A 22,469-nucleotide genomic window follows, 5' to 3' on the forward strand; every position below is an offset into this window, starting at 1 on the left:
CGGCTACAAAACAGGAACCGGTGACATGAATATTGGCGAAGCCGCTCGCGCGTCGGGCGTCACGGCGAAAATGATCCGCTACTACGAGAGCGTGGGCTTGCTTGCGGCGAGGGAACGCACCCCTGCCGGCTATCGCGTGTACGGGACGCAGGAGGTGCATTCGTTGCGCTTTATCCGCCAGGCGCGGCGCCTCGGCTTTCTCGTCGATGACATTCGCCGCCTGCTTGCGCTGTGGCACGATCGCTCGCGCGCGAGCGCCGAGGTCAAGGCGATCGCACTCGAACACGTCGCGGAGCTCGACCGGCGGATCGCCGAACTGACGGAGATGCGCGACACGCTTTCCCATCTCGCGGACCATTGCCATGGCGACGACCGGCCCGACTGCCCGATCATCGAGCGGCTCGCCGCCAGCGACGCCACCTTGGCCAGCGGTGGGTGCTGCAGCAAATGAGTGATTAATGGGGGTGGACCGCAGGGTGTCGTGTTCCCGGGAAATGCCCGTCAATGGTGCATTTTTCGGGCGATGCCTCACCGTTTGACGCGAAATCTTCGGGAACTGTAGACGAATCAGTCGCTTGGGTACGTGCACCATTCCAGATCGGAATACACACAATTCAGGCATTTCACTGGCGCGCGAGCCGCGGACAGCTATAATGCGGGTTAACCCTTTTACGGGAAATCCCTGATGTCCAATCCACCGGGGATTCATACTGGTCCTTGGAGAAACATCATGATCGCGTACATCGTCGAAAAACTGAGCAACTGGTTCGAAACCGCTGAGCAAAGCCGTCGCGAAACGTATCTGGCCGAATCGGCCGATATCGTTCAACTCGAACAGCGGATCCGCGAACTCGAAAAAGGCGGCTACTCGTTGTAAGCCACCCAGCGCGGCGCGATACCGCAGCTGATCAAGCCCCGCTTTTGCGGGGCTTTGTCGTTTCTGGCACCCGTACACTTAATATTCACTAGTCTGAACGTTGCCACTGCGGTAAGGTAAAGCGGTTTTTGGTATAGGCGCTTGTGTTGGCCTTCACCGTTGCCCCGTAACCGGATCCGCTCATTCCATGCGCAACGCCCGTTCAACCCGCTTCGCGACCCCCGCCACGGCTTCGATGCTGATGGCGACCGCGCTCATCGCTTCGACCGCATTCGCGGCGGGCGGCGGACAGCCGCTGATCCTCGATACGCAACACGGCATCAGCGACGGCCAGAGCGGCATCGTGCTGCAAAACGCGCCGCTCTCGCAGGAACCGATTGTGCAGGCGGCGCCCGCGGCCCAACCGGAGCAGCTTGCGCCGTACAACCAGTCGACGCCGATCTATGTGGCGCCGTATATCAATCTGCCGACCAACGCGTCGAACGGCGGCAGACCGCCGCACTCGGGCGGCCCGCAACCTCAACCGTCGCGTCCGACGCCGCAGCCGCGGATGCCTCAGTAACACGCGCGCACGCGCAACAACGGAAAAGGCCTTCGCCGGATGGACGGGCGGCCGGTGACTTCGCCAATGTCCGACAGCCGTTTAGTCCAGCCTAAACTCGACCTTGAATTGTGCCGCCTTGTCTTGCCCTAATGCTTCGACAAGCCACGGCATCGTTTCCTTCATGGCATTCGGCAGCGTGTACGGCGGGTTCACGATGAACATGCCGCTGCCGAACAGGCCGAAACCATCGGCCGGCGGGCTGGAAACCGTCAGCGACACATGCAGCCAGTTCTTTTCCTGCAGGCGCTTGAGCTGATCCGCGAACCGCTGCGATTCGGGACGCGTCACCTGCGGATACCAGACTGCGAACGTGCCCGTCGCAAAGCGCTTCAGACCGTCTTCGACGCAATTGAGCGTGCGCGAGTAATCGCGTTTGTCCTCGTACGACGGGTCGATCAGCACGAGCCCGCGCCGTGGCGCCGGCGGCAGCAGCGGCTTGATGCCTTCGATTCCGTCGCCCGCGAACAGCATTGCCCGCTTGCCGGCATCGCGGAAGTTGTGCCGGAGCACGTCGATTTCGGTGCTATGCAGTTCGAAAAGACGCATCCGGTCCTGAGCGCGCATCAGGCGCCACGCGAGATAGGGCGAGCCGGGGTAGTAACGAAGCTCGCCGTCCGGATTGAGTGCCGACACTTCCTCGACATAGTCAGCGAGCACCGGCGGCAGGTCGGTGCGTTTCCACAACTTCTCAATGCCGCTTGCGGACTCGGCCGACTTGGCCGCGTAGCCTTCTTTCAGCGCATATACGCCGGCGCCGGCATGCGTGTCGATGTACCAGTACGCCTTGTCTTTCTGGCCGAGATACTGGAGCAACTGCACGAGTACGGCGTGCTTCAGAACGTCGGCATGATTGCCGGCGTGGAAGGCGTGTCGATAGCTGAGCATGGTGGGATCGATCCGGGGCGGGTGTCCAAAACAGATAGGCACGTGCCGGCCGTTCCGACCGGTGACGCATGATTTACACGTTGACGGTTCGTGCAACGCGGGCGCGTATTGTAGTACGCGACACCGGTAGTACGCGACGCTGGGCGGTGGTCCCCTCTATTCAGCTTCCACCGGCGGCGCGCAAGCGTTGCAGCGCGACGCCGCGTGTCGTTACGCTTACTGGTGCGCGTCGCCGACAATCGCCTCAATGCGCTCCATGATTTCCGGCGTCAACTTCGCGGCGACGTCCTGTGCCTTCATGTTTTCGCCGATCTGTTCGACGCGCGACGCGCCGGTAATCACGGTGCTTACGTTCGGGTTCTTCAGGATCCATGCGAGCGCCAGTTGCGCGAGCGAGCAGCCAAGTTCGTCCGCAACGTCGCCGAGCTTGCTGACGATATTGTTCTTGTTCGTGTCGGTCAACGCATTGCGCAGCCAGTCGAATCCCTGCAGTTCCGCGCGGCTGCCGGCCGGCACGCCGTTGCGATACTTGCCGGTCAGGAGGCCCGATGCAAGCGGACTCCATGTGGTCAAGCCAAGGCCGATGTCCTCGTAAAGCCGCTTGTACTCTTCCTCGACACGTTTGCGGCAAAACAGGTTGTATTGCGGCTGTTCCATGACCGGCTTGTGCAGATGGTGCCGCTCGGCAATTTCGTAGGCCGCGCGGATCTCATCGGCGCTCCATTCGGACGTGCCCCAGTACTGCGCCTTGCCGCGTGTGATGATGTCGCTCATCGCCCAGACCGTTTCCTCGATCGGCGTGTGCGGATCGGGACGATGGCAGAACACGAGATCGACATAGTCGAGCTGCAGACGCGCAAGCGAGCCGTCGATCGCGTTCATCAGGTACTTCCGGTTCAACGTGTGATACTGATTCGGCGCTTCATTGAGGCCCCAGAAGAACTTCGTGGAGACGACGTAGCTAACGCGCGGCCACGCGAGCTCCTTGAGTGCATGACCCATGATTTCTTCGGACTTGCCGCCTGCGTAGACTTCGGCGTTATCGAAGAAATTGATGCCGGCGTCGCGCGCCGCAGCGAGCGATTCGCGCGCGACGCGACGGTCCACCTGATTGCCGTACGTGACCCACGAGCCGATCGACAATTCGCTGACCTGCAGGCCCGAGCGGCCCAGACGACGATAGTTCATGCCTTTCCCCTTGTTTATCCGACTGTTGTTCAAGCACTGCTTGAAAGCCGCCTAGCTTAATCCGATTCTGCGCAGCACGTGACGCGTGCTTTGCGCGTTCAGCTTCATGCACAATAGCAGCGCTGGCTGCAGTGCACCATTCAGCCGAAAGGCATATGCCGTTCGGCTAGGTTCACGGCGCGCGCGCGTCATGGTTTCATTGTTCACCTACTGCATGGAGGTTCTGGATGTCGTCACTGAATACGAGTCTCACGGGCAAGGTCGCGGTCGTCACGGGCGCGGCGAGCGGCATCGGCAAACAGATCGCGTTGACGCTGTCGCAAGCGGGCGCGGCCGTCGCCATCGCCGACCTGAACCAGGACGGCGCGAATGCGGTTGCCGATGAAATCCGGAAGGCGGGCGGCAAGGCAATCGGCGTTGCGATGGACGTGACAAGCGAAGACGCCGTCAATCAGGGCATCGACAAGGTCGCCGCCGAACTGGGCTCGGTCGATATCCTTGTTTCAAATGCCGGCATCCAGATCGTTAACCCGATCGAGAACTACGCGTTTTCCGACTGGAAGAAGATGCAGGCGATTCACGTCGATGGTGCGTTCCTCACCACGAAGGCAGCGCTCAAGCATATGTACAAGGACGATCGCGGCGGCGTCGTGATCTACATGGGCTCGGTGCATTCGCATGAGGCGTCGCCGCTCAAGTCCGCGTATGTGGCCGCCAAGCATGCGCTGCTCGGTCTCTCGCGCGTGCTTGCCAAGGAAGGCGCAAAGCATAACGTGCGTTCGCACGTCGTCTGTCCGGGCTTCGTGCGCACGCCGCTCGTCGACAAGCAGATTCCCGAGCAGGCGAAGGAACTCGGCATCAGCGAGGAAGAAGTCGTCAAGCGCGTGATGCTGGGCGGCACGGTGGATGGCGTGTTTACCACCGTCGAAGATGTCGCGCAGACCGTGCTGTTCCTGTCGGCGTTCCCGACCGCGGCATTGACCGGTCAGTCGTTTATCGTGAGCCACGGCTGGTACATGCAATAACCATGGAGAGCGCGAATGGCACAACGCAACGTCAAAGAGGCCCGCGCGCACGCGGCCGGCGAGGGTAGCGGCGAGCGGGTTGGTGCGAACGTTGGTGCTGCGGTCAGCGCCGCTGCCGCGGATACTGCTGGCAGCGCGACTGCCAGCGCGACTGCCAGCGCGACTGCCAGCGCGGCTGACAACGCAGCTGCCAGCGCCTCTGCACGCGCGGCAGCCAGCGCAGTGGCCAGTGCACGCGCGAGCGGCCGCATCGAATTGCCGCAGTACGAGACGATCGCGCTGATGCTGCAAGGCGGCGGCGCGCTCGGCGCGTATCAGGCCGGTGTGTACCAGGGGCTCCACGAAGCGGGCATTGTGCCGAACTGGCTTGCCGGCATTTCGATCGGCGCATTGAATACGGCGATCATCGCCGGCAATGCGCCCGAGCATCGCGTCGAGCGGCTGCTCGAATTCTGGGAAACGATCTGCCAGCCAGCGTTCGGGCCGCCGTTGCCGCCATTCGTCGAACATGCTTTCTTCAACTCCACCGAGGCCGTTCGCAAGGCGTTCACCGCGATGCAGGCCGTCGGTGCGATTGTCGACGGGCAGAAGGGCTTTTTCGTGCCGCGCTTTCCGCCGCCGCTGCCGACCGTATCCGGCCCGCCGCAAGTCGCGAGCTTCTATGACACCACGCCGTTGAAGGCGACGCTCGAACGGCTCTGCGATTTCGATCGCATCAATTCCGGCGAAATGCGCGTATCGGTCGGGGCCGTCAACGTCGCCACCGGCAACTTCGCTTACTTCGACAACACGCACCCGAACACCGTGCTGAAGCCGGAGCACTTCATGGCGTCGGGCGCGTTGCCGCCGGGCTTCGGCGCAGTCGAAATCGACGGCCAGTACTACTGGGATGGCGGACTGATGTCGAACACGCCGCTCTATCAGGTCGCGCAAACGACGCCGCGCCGCGATACGCTCGCCTTCCAGGTCGATTTATGGAGTGCGGTCGGTCCGGTGCCGGACAACATCACCGACGTGCAGGGGCGGGTGAAGGACATCCAGTATTCGAGCCGCACGCGTTACGTCACAGACACGATGCAGCGGACGCAGCGCTTCAGGCACGTGTTGCGCGAATTGCTCGAGCGCGTCGCGCCCGAGCATCGCGACGACCCGTGGTGCAAGCTCGCCGACGAGCTATCGTGCTCGAAGCGCTACAACGTGATCCATCTGATCTACCGGAACAAGGAGTACGAAGGGCACTACAAGGACTATCAGTTCGGCTTGTCGACGATGCGCGAACATTGGCAAAGCGGTCTCGAAGATATTCAGGCGTCGCTTGCGCAGCCGGGTTGGCTCGATATGCCGGACAACGACTCTGGCTTTGTCACGCACGATATTCATCGCGACGCGCGCTGATACCGGCTGGGCGCGCGCGCAGAGCAAAGAAAAAGCGGCACTGCTTCCGCAGTGCCGCTTTCGCTCTTACACCCTGTATCGACCGACCGGAGCGGCATCGCTCATCACGCCCAGCCGGCAAACCTCGCCGCGTTACTTCAACACTTGCACGATCGCATTTGCGACCACATCGAGGTTGCGCGTGTTGAGCGCCGCGACGCAAATACGTCCGGTGCTGACCGCGTAGATGCCGAACTCTTCGCGCAGACGATCGACCTGTGCCGCCGTCAGCCCCGAGTACGAGAACATGCCGCGTTGCACGTTCACGAAGCTGAAATCGCGATTGACGCCGGCGGCCTGCAGACGCTCGACAAGGCCATTACGCATCGCGCGGATTCGATCGCGCATTTCGCCGAGTTCCGCTTCCCACGTCGCACGCAGTTCCGGCGAACTGAGCACGGCCGCGACGACCGAGCCGCCATGCGTCGGCGGGTTCGAATAGTTCGTGCGGATCACGCGCTTCAGCTGCGACAGCACGCGCGAGCCTTCTTCCTTGCTGTTCGTGATGATCGACAGTGCACCGACGCGCTCGCCGTACAGCGAGAACGACTTCGAGAACGACGACGACACGAACACGTTCAGTTCCGACTGCGCGAAGAGGCGCACGGCGGCCGCGTCCGACTCGATGCTGTCGCCGAAGCCCTGATACGCGATATCGAGGAACGGCACGAGCTGGCGTGCCTTCACGACTTCGACGATCTGGCGCCACTGGTCGGCCGTCAGATCAACGCCGGTCGGGTTGTGGCAGCACGCATGCAACACGACGACCGTGCCTGCCGCGTAACCGTTCAGCGCCGCCAGCATGCCTTCGAAATTGACGCCGTTCGTCTTCGCGTCGTAGTACGGGTACGAGATCACCTCGAAGCCCGCGTTCTCGAACAGCGCGCGGTGGTTTTCCCAGCTCGGGTCGCTGATCGCCACCTTGGACGACGGGTTCAGACGCTTGAGGAAGTCCGCGCCGATTTTCAGCGCGCCCGTGCCGCCGAGCGCTTGCGCGGTAATGACGCGGCCGGCCGCGACGAGCGGCGAATCCTTGCCGAGCAGCAGTTGCTGGACCGCTGCGTCATAAGCGGCGATGCCTTCGATCGGCAGGTAGCCGCGCGGCAGTGCCGCCTCGATGCGTGCCTTTTCCGCGTCGCGCACTGCACGCAGCAGCGGAATCTTGCCTTCCTCATTCGTGTACACGCCCACGCCGAGATTGACCTTGGTCGGACGCGGGTCGGCGTTGAAGGCTTCGTTCAGGCCCAGGATCGGGTCGCGGGGGGCAAGTTCGACAGCGGAAAAGAGAGACATGATGGTTCGGCAGTAGTGAAAAGGAAGACGGCGACGGGACAGCTTCTTGATCGGCTTAAGCGCGGCTTGCAGGCGCCCGGCTAGCCGCCACGAAAGCATCACCGGGCGGCTCGCAGCGACGCGCAACGTGCCATTGTAGCGAATCCTCGGGCGATTTTCGGCGCGAATCTGTTGGAATGCGGCACGTTGACCACATATGCAAGCTGGCGCGGGTTGCCGCAGCGTGGACCGCAATCAGCCGCGCGGCGGTCGTAATCGCCGCGGCGCAGAAGGCGTTTGAGCGGTTGTTTCAAGCGGTTTTGGGTGCCGGATCGCTGCCCGGCGGTGCGCCCCGACGTCAAGCCCGCAAACAGGCCAGCATCAATCCCGCAAACGCCGCGCCAACGCCCTCACGCGCCGAAAGTCCCGCGCCTGAACGTTCGCACCTCGAAAACGAACCGCCCGGCCCGACAGCCGTATCGAGGTCCGCGCTCAAACCGCGTTCCAACTCACAGCCCGCCGCTTCGCAAATCGCTAGAATAGTCGTTTGCTTTCGGCCCAGGATGCCGCCTCATGTCCGAACATCACCTGAGTGAAGTCAACGACACGCTTGACGAATCCAAATTCGTCTCGTTCGAAGACTCGCCGTTTAAGCTCTATCAGCCGTATCCGCCGGCCGGCGACCAGCCGACGGCGATCCAGACGCTCGTCGAAGGCGTCGAGGACGGGTTGTCGTTCCAGACGCTGCTCGGCGTGACCGGCTCCGGCAAGACCTACACGATGGCGAACACCATCGCGCGCCTGGGCCGCCCGGCCATCGTGTTCGCGCCGAACAAGACGCTTGCCGCGCAGCTGTACGCCGAGTTTCGCGAGTTCTTTCCGCGCAATGCAGTCGAGTACTTCGTGTCGTACTACGACTACTACCAGCCGGAAGCGTATGTGCCGCAGCGCGACCTGTTTATCGAGAAAGACTCGTCGATCAACGAGCACATCGAACAGATGCGTCTGTCCGCAACGAAGAGCCTGATGGAGCGGCGCGATGTGGTGATCGTCGCGACCGTATCGGCGATCTACGGTATCGGTAATCCGTCCGAATACCACCAGATGATTCTTACGCTGAGAACCGGCGATCGGCTGGGGCAGCGCGAGGTGATCGCGCGGCTGATCGCCATGCAGTACACGCGCAACGAGGCCGATTTCCAGCGCGGCACATTCCGCGTGCGTGGCGACACGATTGACGTGTTTCCGGCCGAGCACGCCGAAATGGCCGTGCGCATCGAACTGTTCGACGACGAAATCGACACGCTGCAACTGTTCGATCCGCTGACGGGCCGCGTGCGCCAGAAGATTCCGCGCTTCACCGTTTACCCGTCTTCGCACTATGTGACGCCGCGCGAAACCGTGATGCGCGCCGTCGAAACGATCAAGTCCGAACTGCGCGAGCGGCTCGAGTTCTTCCATTCGCAAGGCAAGCACGTCGAAGCGCAGCGTCTCGAGCAGCGCACGCGCTTCGACCTCGAGATGCTGCAGGAACTCGGCTTCTGCAAAGGCATCGAGAACTACTCGCGGCATTTCTCCGGCGCGTTGCCGGGCGAGCCTCCGCCGACGCTGGTCGACTATCTGCCGCCTGATGCGCTGATGCTGCTCGACGAATCGCACGTCCTGATCGGTCAGTTGAACGGCATGTACAACGGCGACCGCGCGCGCAAGGAAAACCTCGTCGACTACGGTTTTCGCCTGCCTTCCGCGCTCGATAACCGGCCGCTCAAGTTCAACGAATTCGAGCACAAGATGCGCCAGGTCGTGTTCGTTTCCGCGACGCCCGCCGACTACGAGAAGAAGACCGCCGGCCAGGTGGCGGAGCAGGTCGTGCGACCGACGGGCCTCGTCGATCCCGAGATCGAAGTGCGTCCGGCGCGCAGCCAGGTCGACGATGTGCTCGGCGAAATCAACGAGCGTGTGAAAGCCGGCGAACGTGTGCTTGTCACGGTGCTGACGAAGCGTATGGCTGAGCAGCTGACCGAGTTTCTCGCGGACCACGGCGTGAAGGTGCGCTATCTGCACAGCGACATCGACACGGTCGAGCGCGTCGAAATCATCCGCGACCTGCGGCTTGGCACGTTCGATGTGCTGGTCGGCATCAACCTGCTGCGCGAGGGACTCGATATTCCCGAAGTGTCGCTCGTCGCCATTCTCGACGCGGACAAGGAAGGCTTCCTGCGCGCCGAGCGCTCGCTGATCCAGACGATCGGCCGCGCGGCGCGTAACGTGAACGGCAAGGCGATTCTGTACGCGGACAACGTCACGGACTCGATGCGCCGCGCGATCGACGAAACCGAGCGGCGTCGCGCCAAGCAGATCGCGTACAACGCGGAGAGGGGCATCGTGCCGCGCGGCGTCGTCAAGCGGATCAAGGACATTATCGATGGCGTCTACAACGCGGACGAAGCGCGCACCGAACTGCGCGAGCAGCAACAGCGCGCGAAGTTCGAGGACATGTCCGAAAAGCAGCTCGCCAAGGAAATCAAACGCCTCGAAAAGCAGATGATGGATTACGCCAAAAATCTCGAATTCGAAAAGGCCGCGCAGGCGCGCGATCAACTCGCGCTATTGCGCCAGCGCGTGTTCGGCGCGAACGTCGGCGACCATCTGACGGGCACCGATTGACGAAATGAAATGTTGAATGGTTACGCTGCGTGCGGCATCGCGCCGCATGTGGTGCGACCCCCTTGGCTTCACGCGTTATTTCACTGCGGCAAGACGACTACAAGCTCCCCGTAAACCCCTGTCGCAACTAGGTTTCCAGCGCATTTGCATTTGTCCCGGAAACAGAACAGTGATAAACTCGCGGCAAGTATTGAGAATGGTTCGCATTACCGTTATTTACTGGTTTCGCAATCGCAGAAATCCCCGGTGAGCATGTCGCGGTTAGCACGTAGTCGGCAGTCGCAGTCAGCAGGAACAGGAAGCCTCGGAGTGAGTCGTCGCAGCGGGTCGTGACGGTCCGCTTCGATTTACAAAAACAAAGGAGTTTCAATGCGCGTTTCGTCAATTTTGTGCGGCGGTATGTTCGCCGTCGCCGCGGCTGTCGCTTTGCCGGCTGCGGCTGCCGAGTACCCGATCGGCAAACAGCAGATCCAGGGCGGCATGGAGATCGGCGCCGTCTATCTGCAGCCGATCACGATGGATCCTGAAGGGATGATGCGCAAGGCGTCGGATTCGGACGTTCACCTCGAAGCCGACATCCATGCGGTCAAGAACAATCCGACCGGTTTTGCGGAAGGCGACTGGATGCCGTACCTGCAGGTGCATTACGAACTGACGAAGAACGGTTCGAGCTGGTCGCAGAAGGGCGATCTGATGGCTATGGTCGCGAACGACGGCCCGCACTACGGCGACAACGTGAAACTGTCGGGGCCCGGCAAGTATCACCTGAAGCTGATCGTCGAGCCGCCGATGCAGATGGGCCATATGGCGTTCGGCCGTCACGTCGACAAGGAAACCGGCGTGGGCCCGTGGTTCAAGCCGTTCACGCTCGACTACGACTTCACGTTCGCCGGCATCGGCAAGAAGGGCGGGTATTGAGCGCAGCGGGTCGCGTGATCGGACTGCAACGCGCGGACTGCAACGCGCGGACTGCATGCGCGGACAGCAACGCGTGGCGCGCGGCGCCGCGCGTTCTTAAGCAAAGCTTCAGGGATGGTGCATGAGACTTAACAACAGGATGGTGCGTGCGGTAATCGCGGCGGTGTCGCTGGTGGGTTCGGCCGCGGTCGTCGATGTTGCGCATGCAGCCGATCTGCCGACGTTCCAGCTCGAAATGAACGACGGCAAGCTGAACCCGGCGCGCATCGAAGTGCCGTCCGGTCAGCGCATCAAGATCGAGGTGCATAACGTCGGCAAGGGCGCGGCCGAGTTCGAGAGTGTCGAACTGCGCAAGGAAAAAGTGCTGGCGCCTGGGGCGTCGTCGTTCGTCGTGATCGCGCCGCTGTCGCCGGGCGAGTACAAGTTCTTCGACGATTTCCATCAGCAGGCGCAAGGCGTGATCGTCGCGAAGTGACGCAAACAGCACAGCAGCATAGGCGGCATAAGCAGCAGTCCACGTAGCGTAAGTAGCAGCAGACATTGCGGGACCGGGTTCACGGCAGTCGTTGATGTTCACGGTCGCACAGGCAAGGATCGGGAGCGCGCGGGCGCTCCTTGCAATGCGGTTGGAGGGTTTGATGGGTCAGGTGATGTTCGTGGTGTGGCGTGAGAGTGTCGAGGCGCTGCTGGTCGTCGGCATCCTGTACGCGTGGCTGAAGAACGGCGACGAGAATGCGCGGCGCGGCTTGCCCTTTTTGTGGGCGGGCGTGGGTCTCGGCGTGCTCGCGGCGATCGCGCTGGGCGCCGCACTGGTCGGCTTCACCGAAGTCCTTTCGGGCGACGCGCAGGACTATTTCCAGACCGCGATCGTGCTGATCGCCTGTGTGCTGATCGTGCAGATGGTGCTATGGATGAAGAAGCACGGCCGCACGCTCAAACGCGACATGGAACAGTCGCTGCAGAAGAGCACGCAGGACGCGAACTGGTGGGGCATCACGCTGCTCGTTACGCTCGCGATCGCACGCGAGGGCAGCGAAACGGTGATCTTCCTCTACGGCGTCGGCTTCGGCCAGTCCGGGCATGTGCCGGTGGGCCAGGTGCTGGCCGCGGTGATCGGCCTCGCGCTCGCCTTCGTCACGTTCTATGTGCTGCAACTGGGCGGCAAGGTGTTTTCGTGGCGCCTGTTCTTCCGCGTGACCGAGATCATGCTGCTGTTCCTCGGTGCGGGCCTCTTCGAAACCGGCGTCGACAAACTGATCGACAAGGAATTCCTGCCGACTATCGTCGACCAGGTGTGGAACTCGTCGTGGCTGCTCGATGATTCGAGTACCGTCGGCTCGCTCGTCGCGACGCTGACCGGCTATCGCGCGCATCCGGCGCTGATGAACCTGATTGCGTATGCGGCCTACTGGGCGGTCGTCTATCTGCTGATGCGCCGTGCGCAGCGTCCGCTGCCGCAGCGTCAGGCGGGGCGCGCCGCATGAACAGCGTGGTGAGCCGACCGGGCCGGCTTGCCGAAGTCGGGCAATGGATGCAGCGTCACGGCGCTGCGATCCGCGGCATCCAGTGGGTGGTTGTCGCGGTTTATGCGTTTCTGATTCTGGTGCCGGCCTTCACGCCGCTGCCCGACGACACCGCGCATCTGTGGAACAACCTCACGCTGGCCGCGCAATTCGTGTTCTGGGGCATCTGGTGGCCGTTCGTGCTGTTGTCGATGGTGATGCTCGGACGTGTCTGGTGCGGCGTGCTGTGTCCTGAAGGCGCGCTCGCCGAGTTTGCGAGCAAATTCGGCCGCGGCCGCGCGATTCCGCGCTGGATGCGCTGGGGCGGCTGGCCCTTCGTCGCGTTCGGCATTACGACCATCTATGGCCAGATGGTAAGCGTCTATCAGTATCCGAAAGCCGTACTGCTCGTGCTCGGCGGGTCGACGTTCGCGGCGATGATCATCGGCTTGCTGTACGGACGCGAGAAGCGCATCTGGTGCAAGTATCTGTGCCCCGTCAACGGGGTGTTCGCGCTGCTGGCGCGGCTTGCGCCGTTTCACTACAAGGTCGACGAAGACGCGTGGCGCCGTTCGTACAAACAGGGCGAGCACGGCCATCGCGTGATTCCGATCAACTGCGCGCCGCTGGTGCCGCTGCGCAACATGAAGGGCGCTTCGTCGTGCCATATGTGCGGCCGCTGCGCCGGCCATCGCGATGCGATCGCGCTCACGTGGCGCAAGCCGTCGACCGAAGTCGTCGACCTCGGCGACAAACAGGCGAACGCGTGGGACACCGCGCTGATCCTCTACGGCCTGCTCGGTATCGCGATCGGCGCATTCCACTGGACCGTGTCGCCGTGGTTTATCGGCGTCAAGCAGTTCCTCGCGACGTGGCTGATCGATCGCGATATCACCTGGCCGCTCGACACCGATCACGTGCCGTGGTTCCTGTTCACGCATTATCCGGAGCAGAACGACGTTTTCTCGTGGCTCGACGGCACGATGGTGATCGGCTATATCCTCGTGACGGGGCTGGTGTACGGCACGGTGCTGCTTGCGCTGATGGCGGGTGCGTCGCGTGCGCTCGGCCGCTTCGACCGCACGCGGCTCCATCATCTCGCGCAGGCGCTGATTCCGATTGCGGGCACCGGCGTATTCCTCGGACTGTCGGCCACGACGTTGTCGCTGCTGCGCGCCGAGCATGTGCCGCTCTTCTGGGCGTCGGACGTGCGGCTCACCATTCTGGCCATTGCGAACCTGTGGAGCGCCTGGCTCGCGTGGCTCGTCACGCGCCGTTATAGCGCGCGGCTTTTCCAGCGCGGGTTCGCCATGCTATGGTTCATCGCTGCATTGGCGGTCGTCGATAGCGCGTGGTGGCTGATGTTCTGGGGCTGGGCGCGCTGACGGCGTGTCGAGTAGAAGTGCCCAGCAGGCCTTATCGAGGCCGGTACGGAGGCTGCCCGTGAGAAGCAAACTTGTTCTGACCGACGACGACGTCAGGAAAATGGCCGCCGCTGCCGAAGCGCACGCGGCCTCGAACCAGTGGCACGTGACCATCGCGATCTTCGACGAAGGCGGTCATCTGCTCTATCTGCATCGCGGCGACGGCGTCGCGGCCAGCACCGTCGAAATGGCGATCGGCAAGGGCCGCACCGCGTTGCTCGGACGGCGCGAAACCAAAGTCTACGAAGACATCATCAAGCAGGGGCGTACCGCCTTCCTGAGCGCGCCGCTTGTCGCGATGGTAGAGGGCGGGGTACCGATCATCGCGAATGGCGAGGTGGTCGGCTCGATCGGCGTATCGGGCGTGAAGTCCGAGCAGGACGCATCGATTGCGCGGGCGGGCATCGCAGCGCTCGATGAAACGCAGAAGCCGTGACGCGTGACGGCTGAAAGTGCGAAAGCCGCGCGATGGCGTGAACCATCCGCGCGGCTTTCGTCGTATCGATTGATCGCAGCGCGATGCATCGGCCCGTTGGCCGTATGACACGTTGCCATGCGTGAGAACCAAAAAAGCGGCCTGGCTGGCTTCGACGGCTGGCTTGGTGTCTGCACGAAGGGGTCTAGATCTCGCGTGCAAGCCGTCGTGGCTGGCTAAAGCCCAACACCTCTCGCAGAGGTGGTCCCCACAATACCCTGTAGTTACTGCAATTCATTACTGCAATTCATTACTGCACTTCGCTGCTGTACTTCACGACTGCAACTGCTCTTGCGCGCTGCCTTTACTTAGTCAGAATCAGTTTGCCCAGACGCGTCGAGCGCAACTGGTACGTTTCGCCGTTGTGCGTGATGCTGATGTGGCTGCGTCCCTGCAACAGCGTCTCGCTGCGCACCACCCGCTCGTTGCCGTTGCCGGACGATTCCGACGACGAAGGCGCGGCGTTACCCGTGCGTTCCGCGGTTGGCGTTGCCGCCGGTGCGCTGGTCTTGCTTGCACGGCTGGTCGTCAGCGCTTGCGCGGCCGGATGGCGCAGGCTCAAGGTGGAAGGGCGCGTCATGTTCGTCATTCGGTGCCATCGGTTTGTCGATTCGATGGAATGGATTCTAAATGATAACCATTCCTATTTACAAGGAATCGAAATTCATCGAAGTGCCGAACCGATAGGCAGACTCAAAAATGATCGAAGCAGGCGAGTCCGCGCAACGCTTTGCGTCAGCGCGGTACGGAAGTCAGTGCAGTTGATCGGGCGCGTTGAGCCCCAGCACGTACTCGCGAATCAGGCGCACCGTATCGATGTCGGACTCGCGATACGCGGATTTGACGATTTCCTGCGTCTGACGCACGTCGTTGTCGGCCGGTTTCTCATCGGTGGTCGGCAAGGTGGTCTGGTACTGGAAGCGCAAGAAAAGCTGCACCGGGTCGGGCTGCTCGATCGTCATCGTGAGCGAGCCGCCGACGTGCGCCGACGTCGCCATGATGTCGTAGCGCACGCTTTCCTTCGGTTGCAGTGTGACGTGATCGCGCACGGTGGCATGGCCGTAGTGCAATTCGCGCTCGAGCGTGCTTTCGGTGCGCGACAGTATCGTGCAGCTGTCGAGGCCCAGCACGAAGAGTTGCGGCTGTTCAGCGCGCAGCACGAGGCCTTCCCAAAGCTGATCGCGCGTCATGTCTTGCATGAGCGGGTTCAGCGGGTCGTTGATCTGGATCAGATGTTCGAAATTCAAAACGGCGGCTTCCTCGTTGTCGCACACGGCGCGTAGCGCGCATCAAACGACCATCAAACGACCGTCAAACCCGTGCGGATCGCAATCGGCCGCGTCAGGATCTTGTGCACCGGGCATGCATTGGCAATTTGCAGTAACCGTTCCCGCTGCTCATCGGACAAATTGCCTTCAAGCGAAATCTGGCGGTCGATTGTCGATCCTTCGTCGCCGGTTTCAATCGACAGCGTGACGTGTACATCGTCGAGCGGCCAGCCTTTACGTTGCGCATACATCTTCAGCGTGATCGACGTGCATGCGCCGAGGCTCGACAGCAGCAGGCTGACCGGCGTCGGTCCGCGGTCGCCGCCGCCTAGCGATTCCGGTTCGTCGGCGAGCCACGTATGGGCGCCGTCGTCGAAAAGAACCTTGAAGTTCGTCGAGCCGATATGCGCGCTGACCTTGGGCTCTGCCATGTACGCTCCTTTAACGATAGATTGCGCGCGCGGTGTGAGGCCGCAAGGCCTTCCATGTGGCCATGTGACGCCGCGCGCAAGGCGAACCGCTATTGTGAACGAAATCACAAAAAAGATCGTGTCGCCATGAGCCACGCAAGCGTGCTCGCCGATGCGCGCGGCAAGGCATCATGCGTCGATACGTCGACGCGTCAATACGTCAACGCATCAATGCGCGATGCGTCCCATGCGTCCCGCCTGATAGTCGATCACGGCCTGGCGGATTTCGTCCTCGGTGTTCATCACGAACGGACCGTAGCGCACGACCGGCTCGTTGAGCGGCACACCGCCGAAGAGCAGTACATCGAGCGGCTCATCGCCGGCCGCCAGCGTGATGCTGTCGCCATCGCTATTGAACACGACCATTTTCCGCGCCTCGATTGACTGCCGGCCTTCACCATACAGGCCCGTACCCGACAGCCCATAAGCGAACACGCGATACTCGCGCGGCACCGGATGCACGAGCTGCGCGCCCGGCTGCAGCGTGAAATGCTGGTACAGAATCGGCGTACGCGTTTCGATCACTGCCTTTGCGCCGAGCGCTTCGCCTGCAATGACCTTTACGCGAACCTTGCCGTCCGCTGACGTCGCAACGGGAATCCGCGTCGACGGTATCTCCTGATAGTGCGGCGCGATCATCTTGTCGGGGCGCGGCAGGTTCACCCAGAGCTGCAACCCGTGCACGCGGCCGCCCGTTTCAACGAACGAAGGATCGGGCATCTCGCTGTGCACGACGCCGGCGCCGGCCGTCATCCATTGCACGTCGCCCGCATGCAGCGTGCCGGAATGTCCTGCCGAATCCTTGTGTCCGAATTGACCTTCGAGCACATACGTGACGGTTTCGAAACCGCGATGCGGATGATCGGGCGCGCCTTTCGCTTCGCCCGGCGCGTAGTCGATGGGTCCCATTTCGTCGAGCAGCAGAAACGGGTCGAAGTCCATCAGCATCCGGGTAGGGAACGGGCGGTGGACGATAAAACCGCCGCCTTCCGTCGTGCGAACGGCGGGATACGTGCGTTCGATCGTGCGGGTCGAGCTCATCAAGTCACCTCAGAAAAATGGGGAATAGCGTCATTTTTGAAACGTAGGGATATTATATGGACCGCTTTTGGCGCTTACAGTGGGCGCACCGCAATGGATTGTTCTACTAGTGGAACGATGAGATGAAGATCGATTCGCATAACCTGAATGACCTGATGTATTTTTCGCAGGTCGTCGAGCACGGCGGATTTTCCGCTGCCGAGCGCGTGCTCGGCATCTCGAAGTCGCGGCTGTCGCGCCGCCTGACCGAACTCGAAGGCTCGCTCGGCGTGCGCCTCTTACAGCGCTCGACGCGCAAGCTTGCGCTGACCGAAGCGGGCCATCTGTTCTATCAGCACTGTCAGGCGATGCTCTCGGAGGCGCAGGCGGCCGTCAATGTCGTGCAGCAGCTGCGTTCGTCGCCGCGCGGCACGGTTCGCGTAAGCGTGCCCGTCACCGTGTCGCAGACCATCATGTCGCAGATTCTGCCCGAGTTCATGCATCGCTACCCGGAAGTGCACATCGTGATGCGTGTGACGAACCGCGTCGTCGATCTTTTCGAAGATTCGATCGACGTCGCGCTGCGTGTGCGCTCGGATCCGCCCGACAACGCGAACATCATCGTGCGGCCGCTGTGGCGCACGCAGCAGATGCTGGTCGGCGCGCCGAGCCTGTTGGACCAGAATGCGCCGCCGCTGCAGCCAGCGGATCTGAGCCGGTTCGAGACGCTCGATACGCCGACCAACGATGGCCGTTACGTATTCAATCTGATTTCACCCGACGGCTCGCGGCATTTGCACGAGCACCAACCGCGCCTCGTCACCGCAGACCTCGCGACGATACGTGAAGCGGCAATGGCCGGCGTCGGCATCGCGGCCTTGCCGGAAATGTTGTATGGCGCCGCGTTGCGCTCGGGCCAGTTGTCGCCGGTCATGCCGGGCTGGACGCTGCCGTCGCCGCAGCTTTATGCGGTGTTTCTGTCGCGGCAGGGGATGGTGCCCGCGGTGCGAACCTTCGTCGATTATCTCGTCGAAATGCTCGATCCCGATTCAGGCAAATACATCACAGGCGAATGCCCGACCCGCCTTTCCGCGGAGCGCGAGCAAGCCGAAGCGAATGCCCACGCGGAATCGCTATAGGTAGTCCCAGGTATCGGAAGTGCGGCGTGCGGTTGCCAGCGGTCGCGACAGTTGCACTCGGTTGCTATATCGCACGCGCTTTGATTTAGGCATTCGAGTGCGCGCATCGATGAGTACTTTCAATGGCTGTTTGCTTGAATGCGTGGGCCGCCGGGCCTATATTTGAATCCCGTTCGCAAGGGAGCTTCCTATGCGAAAACTCATGGCCGCTATCATAGCGAGCCTGATAGGGCTGACCGCGCTGTCCGTGTCGACCACGGCTGTCGCATGCGGTGATGCTGGCTACTCTTCCGATGGCAAGTAATCCCGCCGCCCGAAGGCGCCGAGTGCGCAAGGAAAAAAGGCCTTCATCCGACGATGAAGGCCTTTTACTTTGTCTGCTCGGTGCAGTGCTTGCAATGCCTGATGCTCAGGGTTTCCCGGCCGGTTGCGTCACGAAGCCGATTTTCGTCAGACCGCCTGCCTGCGCGGCGGACATCACATCGGCCACCTTCTCGTAGGCAACCTTACGATCCGCATTCAGATGCAGTTCCGGCTGCGGCGTCTGCTGGGCCGCGGCGGCAATCTTCGCGCGCAGATCTTCATCGGAAATCTTCTTCTCGTCCCACATCACGTTGCCGTCCGCGTCGATCGACACGGTGACCTGCGCCGGCTTCGTGTCTTCCTTCTGACTGCTCGCGTGCGGCAGATCGATCTTCACTGCATGGCGGATCACCGGAATCGTCACCATGAAGACGATCAGGAGAACCAACATGACGTCGACGAGCGGCGTCATGTTGATTTCGTTCATCAGGCCGTCGTCGTCATCGCCGGCGAAAGGGCTCATTGCCATCGAAGTGCCTCGTCAATCAGTTCGCATTGGCGGCGTGGGCCGGACGGCGCTGCGTCGCGAGCCGCAGACCATCTGCGCTACGCTTGGACGACGACAGACGGGCGCCGGTCACGAAGAACGCATGCAGGCCGTGCGCGAAGCGATTGAGCTTCGTGACGATGCCCTTGTTTGCACGCGTCAGCGCGTTGTAGGCGAGCACGGCCGGAATCGCGACGAACAGACCCGCCGCGGTCATGATCAGCGCCTCGCCGACCGGGCCCGCCACCTGGTCGATCGACGACTGGCCGGTCGCGCCGATCGTCAGCAGCGCGTGATAAATGCCCCACACGGTACCGAACAGGCCGACGAACGGCGCGGTGCTGCCGATTGAAGCGAGAATCGCGAGACCGCTTTGCATGCGCGCGACGCAATCGTCCATCGTGTCTTTCAGGCAGCGCGTGATCCAGTCGGACACATCCATGCGGTCATGCAGATGCGGTTGCGTCTGGTGGTGATGGTCGGCGGCTTCCTGACCCGACAGCGCGAGCGCGAGGAACGGATTGTCTTGCGGCGTCGACTTGCCGCTGCCGAGCTTCTTGATGCCCTCGGCGAGATCGTCCGAATGCCAGAATGAGCGCTCGGCGTTTTTCGTGAGCCGGCTCAGGCGCATCACGCCGAGACTCTTGACGACGATCACGGTCCACGACAGCACCGACATGATGAGGAGCGCGAGCGCGATGCCGCGCGTCACGAAATCCCCTTGTGCCCACACGTGGGCCATACCGTAGTTTTGCATTGCCATTCCTTCTTTTTGAAAACTGCGTCAGCGGTTCGACGGTCCAGGCGGATCGAGTCCTGCGCCTAGTGCTCTGGAGTGCCTTGGAGTGCGCTGGAATGTCCCGGCTCAATCCGTGAGGTTAATCCTTGAGGCCGAACTCGAACGGTTGCGTGTACGTTGCGCGGATCGCCTGGCCGTTTTCCAGATACGGCTTGCACGAGCTCGAGCGCATCGCCGACATCGCTGCATCGTCGAGCCGGTCGAAACCACTGCTCTTTTTCAGCTCGATGTTTTCGATCTTGCCCGTCAGGCCGACGACGAAGCGCACGTATGCGGTGCCGCTTTCGCCACGGCGGCGCGACAACGCCGGATAGTCGGGTTCCGAGATGCTGCAATCGAGATGCGACACGCTTTTCGGTGCGGACAACGCAAGCGTCGGCTTCGCGGCCGCGGGCGGCGCTGCTGCTTCAGGCGGCGCAGCGGGGGCAGGCGGCGCGGGCGGCGCCGGCTCGGGCGAGGCGATCTCGTGCTGTGACGGCGCGGCCGCTTCGGGCAGCGTCGGCGTCGGCTTTTGCACCGGCGTCGGACGCGGCTGTACCTTCGGCTTTTCGCGATGCACGGGCGGCGTGGGTTTCGGCGGCGGCGTCGGCGTCGACTGGATCGCCGCGGGGGCGGCTACCGGCGGGGCCGGTGGGCTCAGCAATTCGGCGGTGATCGAGCGCAACTCGACCGGTTTCGGCAGCGGCTTTTCGCGCATCGTCAACGCAATGACGATGAGGACGCAATGCGCGGCCAGAACGGCGACGATCGCCGCGACGAGACGCGGATTGAACCGGGCTGAACCGGCGGGCGGGAAGCCTGCTGTGATTGGGGAAGAAGCCTGCATGTTTAGCGTAGCGGCGCGCCGGCGATGCAGCACGTCAGGCAAAGCGACGTCATTTGCGGAATATAAGCAGCGAAATGAACAGCGTTGTGACAAAACCAATCAGCAATTCCATCTCGGGTTCCTCGAGGAATCGTTTCGCTGGCTGAGTCCAATGACTGGATACGGTGGCTTGCTGACGGCGGTTGAGCGCGGAGACTGCCGCGCCGGCAGATCTTACGCGGCCCGGCGTTCGTAGAAAGTCAGCGGGACGGCCTCGACAGCCGGCTCGATACCGCAACGGCTCGCGCAGACGCCGCTTTGCGCCATCACCTCGCGTACGGACTCCTCGCACTTGCCGCAGCAAATGGCGACGCCGAGTTCGAACTGCAGCTCGTCGAAGGTATCGATGCCTTCGGCGATCGATGCCCGGATTTTCCGGTCGGAGACGGATTTGCACACGCAGACAATCATGGTGGATCGCGATAGGCAACGTTAATGCGAATTATTATCATTTTGTAGGCGCCGTTTGGCAAGCGCTACGTGCGGAATTTTGTAACATAACCAGCCTCCTGGCAGGGTTTTCGCCGGCTGGGCGTGGTGTGCCGCACGCTGGGTGCGGGAAGCCTGGGAAGGCTGGGAAGGCTGGGAAGGCTGGGAAGGGCGGGAAGGGCGGGAAGGGCGGGAAGGGCGGGAAGGGCGGGAAGGGCGGACGGCGGGAATGCTCAGGGAAGCCGCGGGAAAGACGCTGGGAAGGCGGAAGCTCAGGCCGCTTCGGGTTCAGGGCGCGAGGTAGGCGCCAGCGCCGCGAGTATCCCGCCGCCTTGCGTAGCCGTCTTTGCCTCGACCTCGGCCGCTTCGAGCTCAATCGTCCGACTAGACGGAATCGCAACGCGCTCCACGGGAGCTTCAATATTGAGCAGAGTGCGCGATAGCTGCTGCAGATGCGCCCCGTCGCTCGTCGAGCAAAAGCGCGGCGTACCTGCCGGCGCGCCGGAAACCGCGCGCAAACCATGCTGTTCGAGTACGCGCTCGAGCTGACGCGCGATCGCAACACTCGTGTCGATCAGCGCGAGCCGGTCGCCGACGAGTTCGCGAATCGTCGCATCGAGAAACGGATAATGCGTGCAGCCGAGCACCAGCGTGTCCGCGCCGGCATCGAGCATCGGCTGCAGGTAGCCGTCGAGCAGCGCGCGCAGTGCGGGCGAATCGAGATCGCACCGCTCGATCGCTTCGACGAGACCGTGGCCCGGCTGGCAGAGGAACGTGCAATCGGCCGCGTAGCGCTCGTGCAGCGCGAGAAAGCGCGCGCTGCGCAGCGTGACTTGCGTCGCCAGCACGCCGGCGACATGCGTCTTCGACTGCAGCGCGGCGGGCTTGATGCCCGGCTCGACGCCGATCACTGGAATCGGCAAGCGCTCGCGCGCGAGCGCGATCGATTGCGCGGTAGCCGTATTGCAGGCCACGACGAGCGCCTTCGCACCCTGTGCGATCAGCCATTCGCCGATTGCCAGCGTGCGCTCGGCGATGAAATCGTCGTCGCGCTCCCCGTACGGCGCGTAACGCGAATCCGCGACGTAGATCAATGCTTCGTCGGGCAGTTGCGCGCGTACCGCACGCAGTACCGACAGGCCGCCCAGCCCTGAATCGAAGATGCCGACCGGCGCATGCGAACCGGCCACCGCGACACCGTCCGCCGCCGGTGCGCCGGACGGCGAGGCGGTGACGACGATCGAAGCGGATGGCGAAGCGGTCATGGAAAGGAGAAAGGGCTCGCTACGAAAATCGCGCGGCGTATGGCTAGCGCGATGCAAGTGGCCGGCAGTTTAACAGGTTGGAAGCAGGACAAA

The 22,469-nt window shown here is 62.5% G+C and carries 24 protein-coding genes; 12 read left to right on the forward strand and 12 right to left on the reverse strand.

The window, feature by feature from the left end:
* Nucleotides 1-25: 25 nt before the first annotated feature.
* From cueR to KZJ38_RS08580, 3 genes are all read left to right on the forward strand, one after another.
* Nucleotides 26-451, forward strand: coding sequence for a Cu(I)-responsive transcriptional regulator (cueR, locus tag KZJ38_RS08570; protein WP_219799644.1), 426 nt, complete (start codon nucleotides 26-28; stop codon nucleotides 449-451).
* Nucleotides 452-730: 279 nt separating this feature from the next.
* Nucleotides 731-877 (forward strand): DUF3563 family protein, encoded by a 147-nt coding sequence (locus KZJ38_RS08575; RefSeq protein WP_075157570.1) that lies wholly within the window; start codon nucleotides 731-733, stop codon nucleotides 875-877.
* A gap of 187 nt (nucleotides 878-1,064) precedes the next feature.
* Nucleotides 1,065-1,439, forward strand: a complete 375-nt coding sequence (locus tag KZJ38_RS08580) for a hypothetical protein (RefSeq protein ID WP_219799645.1) — start codon at nucleotides 1,065-1,067, stop codon at nucleotides 1,437-1,439.
* An 81-nt stretch (nucleotides 1,440-1,520) separates the two neighbouring features.
* Here KZJ38_RS08580 and KZJ38_RS08585 read toward each other — a convergent pair whose 3' ends face one another.
* Together KZJ38_RS08585 and KZJ38_RS08590 are read right to left on the reverse strand one after the other, a co-directional pair.
* Nucleotides 1,521-2,366 carry a 23S rRNA (adenine(2030)-N(6))-methyltransferase RlmJ gene (locus tag KZJ38_RS08585; protein ID WP_219799646.1) on the reverse strand — a complete coding sequence of 282 codons (846 nt, stop codon included), beginning with the start codon at nucleotides 2,364-2,366 and terminating at the stop codon, nucleotides 1,521-1,523.
* A 216-nt stretch (nucleotides 2,367-2,582) separates the two neighbouring features.
* A complete protein-coding gene (locus KZJ38_RS08590; RefSeq protein ID WP_219799647.1) occupies nucleotides 2,583-3,554 on the reverse strand; it encodes a potassium channel beta subunit family protein in 972 nt (323 codons plus the stop codon).
* A gap of 227 nt (nucleotides 3,555-3,781) precedes the next feature.
* On the opposite strand from KZJ38_RS08590, the gene KZJ38_RS08595 reads away from it, so the two are divergent.
* Nucleotides 3,782-4,579 carry a 3-hydroxybutyrate dehydrogenase gene (locus tag KZJ38_RS08595; RefSeq protein ID WP_219799648.1) on the forward strand — a complete coding sequence of 266 codons (798 nt, stop codon included), beginning with the start codon at nucleotides 3,782-3,784 and terminating at the stop codon, nucleotides 4,577-4,579.
* Nucleotides 4,580-4,594: 15 nt separating this feature from the next.
* Nucleotides 4,595-5,974: a DUF3734 domain-containing protein gene (locus KZJ38_RS08600; RefSeq protein ID WP_246641689.1), complete on the forward strand. Its 1,380-nt coding sequence runs from the start codon at nucleotides 4,595-4,597 to the stop codon at nucleotides 5,972-5,974.
* 132 nt (nucleotides 5,975-6,106) lie between these two features.
* Here KZJ38_RS08600 and KZJ38_RS08605 read toward each other — a convergent pair whose 3' ends face one another.
* On the reverse strand, nucleotides 6,107-7,306 hold the full coding sequence (locus KZJ38_RS08605) for an amino acid aminotransferase (protein ID WP_219799649.1): 1,200 nt from the start codon (nucleotides 7,304-7,306) through the stop codon (nucleotides 6,107-6,109).
* 552 nt (nucleotides 7,307-7,858) lie between these two features.
* Between KZJ38_RS08605 and uvrB the strand changes: the two genes are divergently transcribed.
* The 6 genes from uvrB to KZJ38_RS08635 all read left to right on the forward strand — a co-directional run bounded on the left by uvrB (nucleotide 7,859) and on the right by KZJ38_RS08635 (nucleotide 14,232).
* Nucleotides 7,859-9,952, forward strand: coding sequence for an excinuclease ABC subunit UvrB (uvrB, locus tag KZJ38_RS08610; RefSeq protein WP_219799650.1), 2,094 nt, complete (start codon nucleotides 7,859-7,861; stop codon nucleotides 9,950-9,952).
* 369 nt (nucleotides 9,953-10,321) lie between these two features.
* Nucleotides 10,322-10,870 (forward strand): iron transporter, encoded by a 549-nt coding sequence (locus tag KZJ38_RS08615; protein WP_219799651.1) that lies wholly within the window; start codon nucleotides 10,322-10,324, stop codon nucleotides 10,868-10,870.
* Nucleotides 10,871-11,009: 139 nt separating this feature from the next.
* Nucleotides 11,010-11,345 carry a cupredoxin domain-containing protein gene (locus KZJ38_RS08620; RefSeq protein WP_219800182.1) on the forward strand — a complete coding sequence of 112 codons (336 nt, stop codon included), beginning with the start codon at nucleotides 11,010-11,012 and terminating at the stop codon, nucleotides 11,343-11,345.
* Between the two features lie 163 nt (nucleotides 11,346-11,508).
* Nucleotides 11,509-12,354: an FTR1 family iron permease gene (locus KZJ38_RS08625; RefSeq protein ID WP_219799652.1), complete on the forward strand. Its 846-nt coding sequence runs from the start codon at nucleotides 11,509-11,511 to the stop codon at nucleotides 12,352-12,354.
* Nucleotides 12,351-13,757 carry a 4Fe-4S binding protein gene (locus KZJ38_RS08630; RefSeq protein WP_219799653.1) on the forward strand — a complete coding sequence of 469 codons (1,407 nt, stop codon included), beginning with the start codon at nucleotides 12,351-12,353 and terminating at the stop codon, nucleotides 13,755-13,757. Before KZJ38_RS08625 ends, KZJ38_RS08630 begins: the two co-directional genes overlap by 4 nt.
* Nucleotides 13,758-13,815: 58 nt before the next feature.
* On the forward strand, nucleotides 13,816-14,232 hold the full coding sequence (locus KZJ38_RS08635; RefSeq protein ID WP_219799654.1) for a GlcG/HbpS family heme-binding protein: 417 nt from the start codon (nucleotides 13,816-13,818) through the stop codon (nucleotides 14,230-14,232).
* A 343-nt stretch (nucleotides 14,233-14,575) separates the two neighbouring features.
* On the opposite strand, the gene hemP is transcribed toward KZJ38_RS08635, so the two are convergent.
* The 4 genes from hemP to KZJ38_RS08655 all read right to left on the reverse strand — a co-directional run bounded on the left by hemP (nucleotide 14,576) and on the right by KZJ38_RS08655 (nucleotide 17,050).
* On the reverse strand, nucleotides 14,576-14,860 hold the full coding sequence (gene hemP / locus KZJ38_RS08640; protein ID WP_219799655.1) for a hemin uptake protein HemP: 285 nt from the start codon (nucleotides 14,858-14,860) through the stop codon (nucleotides 14,576-14,578).
* A gap of 163 nt (nucleotides 14,861-15,023) precedes the next feature.
* A complete protein-coding gene (locus KZJ38_RS08645) occupies nucleotides 15,024-15,518 on the reverse strand; it encodes an SRPBCC family protein (RefSeq protein ID WP_219799656.1) in 495 nt (164 codons plus the stop codon).
* 53 nt (nucleotides 15,519-15,571) lie between these two features.
* A complete protein-coding gene (locus tag KZJ38_RS08650; RefSeq protein ID WP_219799657.1) occupies nucleotides 15,572-15,970 on the reverse strand; it encodes an OsmC family protein in 399 nt (132 codons plus the stop codon).
* A 207-nt stretch (nucleotides 15,971-16,177) separates the two neighbouring features.
* Nucleotides 16,178-17,050, reverse strand: coding sequence for a pirin family protein (locus tag KZJ38_RS08655; RefSeq protein ID WP_219799658.1), 873 nt, complete (start codon nucleotides 17,048-17,050; stop codon nucleotides 16,178-16,180).
* 122 nt (nucleotides 17,051-17,172) lie between these two features.
* On the opposite strand from KZJ38_RS08655, the gene KZJ38_RS08660 reads away from it, so the two are divergent.
* A complete protein-coding gene (locus KZJ38_RS08660; RefSeq protein ID WP_219799659.1) occupies nucleotides 17,173-18,168 on the forward strand; it encodes a LysR family transcriptional regulator in 996 nt (331 codons plus the stop codon).
* 409 nt (nucleotides 18,169-18,577) lie between these two features.
* On the opposite strand, the gene KZJ38_RS08665 is transcribed toward KZJ38_RS08660, so the two are convergent.
* From KZJ38_RS08665 to murI, 5 genes are all read right to left on the reverse strand, one after another.
* Nucleotides 18,578-19,000 (reverse strand): ExbD/TolR family protein, encoded by a 423-nt coding sequence (locus KZJ38_RS08665; RefSeq protein WP_219799660.1) that lies wholly within the window; start codon nucleotides 18,998-19,000, stop codon nucleotides 18,578-18,580.
* A gap of 16 nt (nucleotides 19,001-19,016) precedes the next feature.
* Entirely contained in the window at nucleotides 19,017-19,775 is a 759-nt protein-coding gene (locus KZJ38_RS08670; RefSeq protein ID WP_219799661.1) for a MotA/TolQ/ExbB proton channel family protein, read from the reverse strand.
* 121 nt (nucleotides 19,776-19,896) lie between these two features.
* Nucleotides 19,897-20,643 (reverse strand): energy transducer TonB, encoded by a 747-nt coding sequence (locus tag KZJ38_RS08675; RefSeq protein WP_219799662.1) that lies wholly within the window; start codon nucleotides 20,641-20,643, stop codon nucleotides 19,897-19,899.
* Nucleotides 20,644-20,856: 213 nt separating this feature from the next.
* Entirely contained in the window at nucleotides 20,857-21,093 is a 237-nt protein-coding gene (locus KZJ38_RS08680; protein ID WP_219799663.1) for a (2Fe-2S)-binding protein, read from the reverse strand.
* A gap of 290 nt (nucleotides 21,094-21,383) precedes the next feature.
* A complete protein-coding gene (gene murI, locus KZJ38_RS08685) occupies nucleotides 21,384-22,376 on the reverse strand; it encodes a glutamate racemase (RefSeq protein ID WP_219799664.1) in 993 nt (330 codons plus the stop codon).
* Between the last annotated feature and the right edge of the window lie 93 nt (nucleotides 22,377-22,469).

Source organism: Paraburkholderia edwinii (assembly GCF_019428685.1).
GTDB classification, from domain to species: Bacteria; Pseudomonadota; Gammaproteobacteria; order Burkholderiales; family Burkholderiaceae; genus Paraburkholderia; species Paraburkholderia edwinii.

Excerpts from the sequence above, each read along its gene's own strand:
- cueR (WP_219799644.1), top strand. The coding sequence starts at position 26 with ATGAATATTGGCGAAGCCGCTCGCGCGTCGGGCGTCACGGCGAAAATG.
- KZJ38_RS08575 (WP_075157570.1), top strand. The coding sequence starts at position 731 with ATGATCGCGTACATCGTCGAAAAACTGAGCAACTGGTTCGAAACCGCT.
- KZJ38_RS08580 (WP_219799645.1), top strand. The coding sequence starts at position 1,065 with ATGCGCAACGCCCGTTCAACCCGCTTCGCGACCCCCGCCACGGCTTCG.
- KZJ38_RS08585 (WP_219799646.1), bottom strand. The coding sequence starts at position 2,366 with ATGCTCAGCTATCGACACGCCTTCCACGCCGGCAATCATGCCGACGTT.
- KZJ38_RS08590 (WP_219799647.1), bottom strand. The coding sequence starts at position 3,554 with ATGAACTATCGTCGTCTGGGCCGCTCGGGCCTGCAGGTCAGCGAATTG.
- KZJ38_RS08595 (WP_219799648.1), top strand. The coding sequence starts at position 3,782 with ATGTCGTCACTGAATACGAGTCTCACGGGCAAGGTCGCGGTCGTCACG.
- KZJ38_RS08600 (WP_246641689.1), top strand. The coding sequence starts at position 4,595 with ATGGCACAACGCAACGTCAAAGAGGCCCGCGCGCACGCGGCCGGCGAG.
- KZJ38_RS08605 (WP_219799649.1), bottom strand. The coding sequence starts at position 7,306 with ATGTCTCTCTTTTCCGCTGTCGAACTTGCCCCCCGCGACCCGATCCTG.
- uvrB (WP_219799650.1), top strand. The coding sequence starts at position 7,859 with ATGTCCGAACATCACCTGAGTGAAGTCAACGACACGCTTGACGAATCC.
- KZJ38_RS08615 (WP_219799651.1), top strand. The coding sequence starts at position 10,322 with ATGCGCGTTTCGTCAATTTTGTGCGGCGGTATGTTCGCCGTCGCCGCG.
- KZJ38_RS08620 (WP_219800182.1), top strand. The coding sequence starts at position 11,010 with ATGGTGCGTGCGGTAATCGCGGCGGTGTCGCTGGTGGGTTCGGCCGCG.
- KZJ38_RS08625 (WP_219799652.1), top strand. The coding sequence starts at position 11,509 with ATGGGTCAGGTGATGTTCGTGGTGTGGCGTGAGAGTGTCGAGGCGCTG.
- KZJ38_RS08630 (WP_219799653.1), top strand. The coding sequence starts at position 12,351 with ATGAACAGCGTGGTGAGCCGACCGGGCCGGCTTGCCGAAGTCGGGCAA.
- hemP (WP_219799655.1), bottom strand. The coding sequence starts at position 14,860 with ATGACGAACATGACGCGCCCTTCCACCTTGAGCCTGCGCCATCCGGCC.
- KZJ38_RS08650 (WP_219799657.1), bottom strand. The coding sequence starts at position 15,970 with ATGGCAGAGCCCAAGGTCAGCGCGCATATCGGCTCGACGAACTTCAAG.
- KZJ38_RS08655 (WP_219799658.1), bottom strand. The coding sequence starts at position 17,050 with ATGAGCTCGACCCGCACGATCGAACGCACGTATCCCGCCGTTCGCACG.
- KZJ38_RS08660 (WP_219799659.1), top strand. The coding sequence starts at position 17,173 with ATGAAGATCGATTCGCATAACCTGAATGACCTGATGTATTTTTCGCAG.
- KZJ38_RS08665 (WP_219799660.1), bottom strand. The coding sequence starts at position 19,000 with ATGGCAATGAGCCCTTTCGCCGGCGATGACGACGACGGCCTGATGAAC.
- KZJ38_RS08670 (WP_219799661.1), bottom strand. The coding sequence starts at position 19,775 with ATGCAAAACTACGGTATGGCCCACGTGTGGGCACAAGGGGATTTCGTG.
- KZJ38_RS08675 (WP_219799662.1), bottom strand. The coding sequence starts at position 20,643 with ATGCAGGCTTCTTCCCCAATCACAGCAGGCTTCCCGCCCGCCGGTTCA.
- KZJ38_RS08680 (WP_219799663.1), bottom strand. The coding sequence starts at position 21,093 with ATGATTGTCTGCGTGTGCAAATCCGTCTCCGACCGGAAAATCCGGGCA.
- murI (WP_219799664.1), bottom strand. The coding sequence starts at position 22,376 with ATGACCGCTTCGCCATCCGCTTCGATCGTCGTCACCGCCTCGCCGTCC.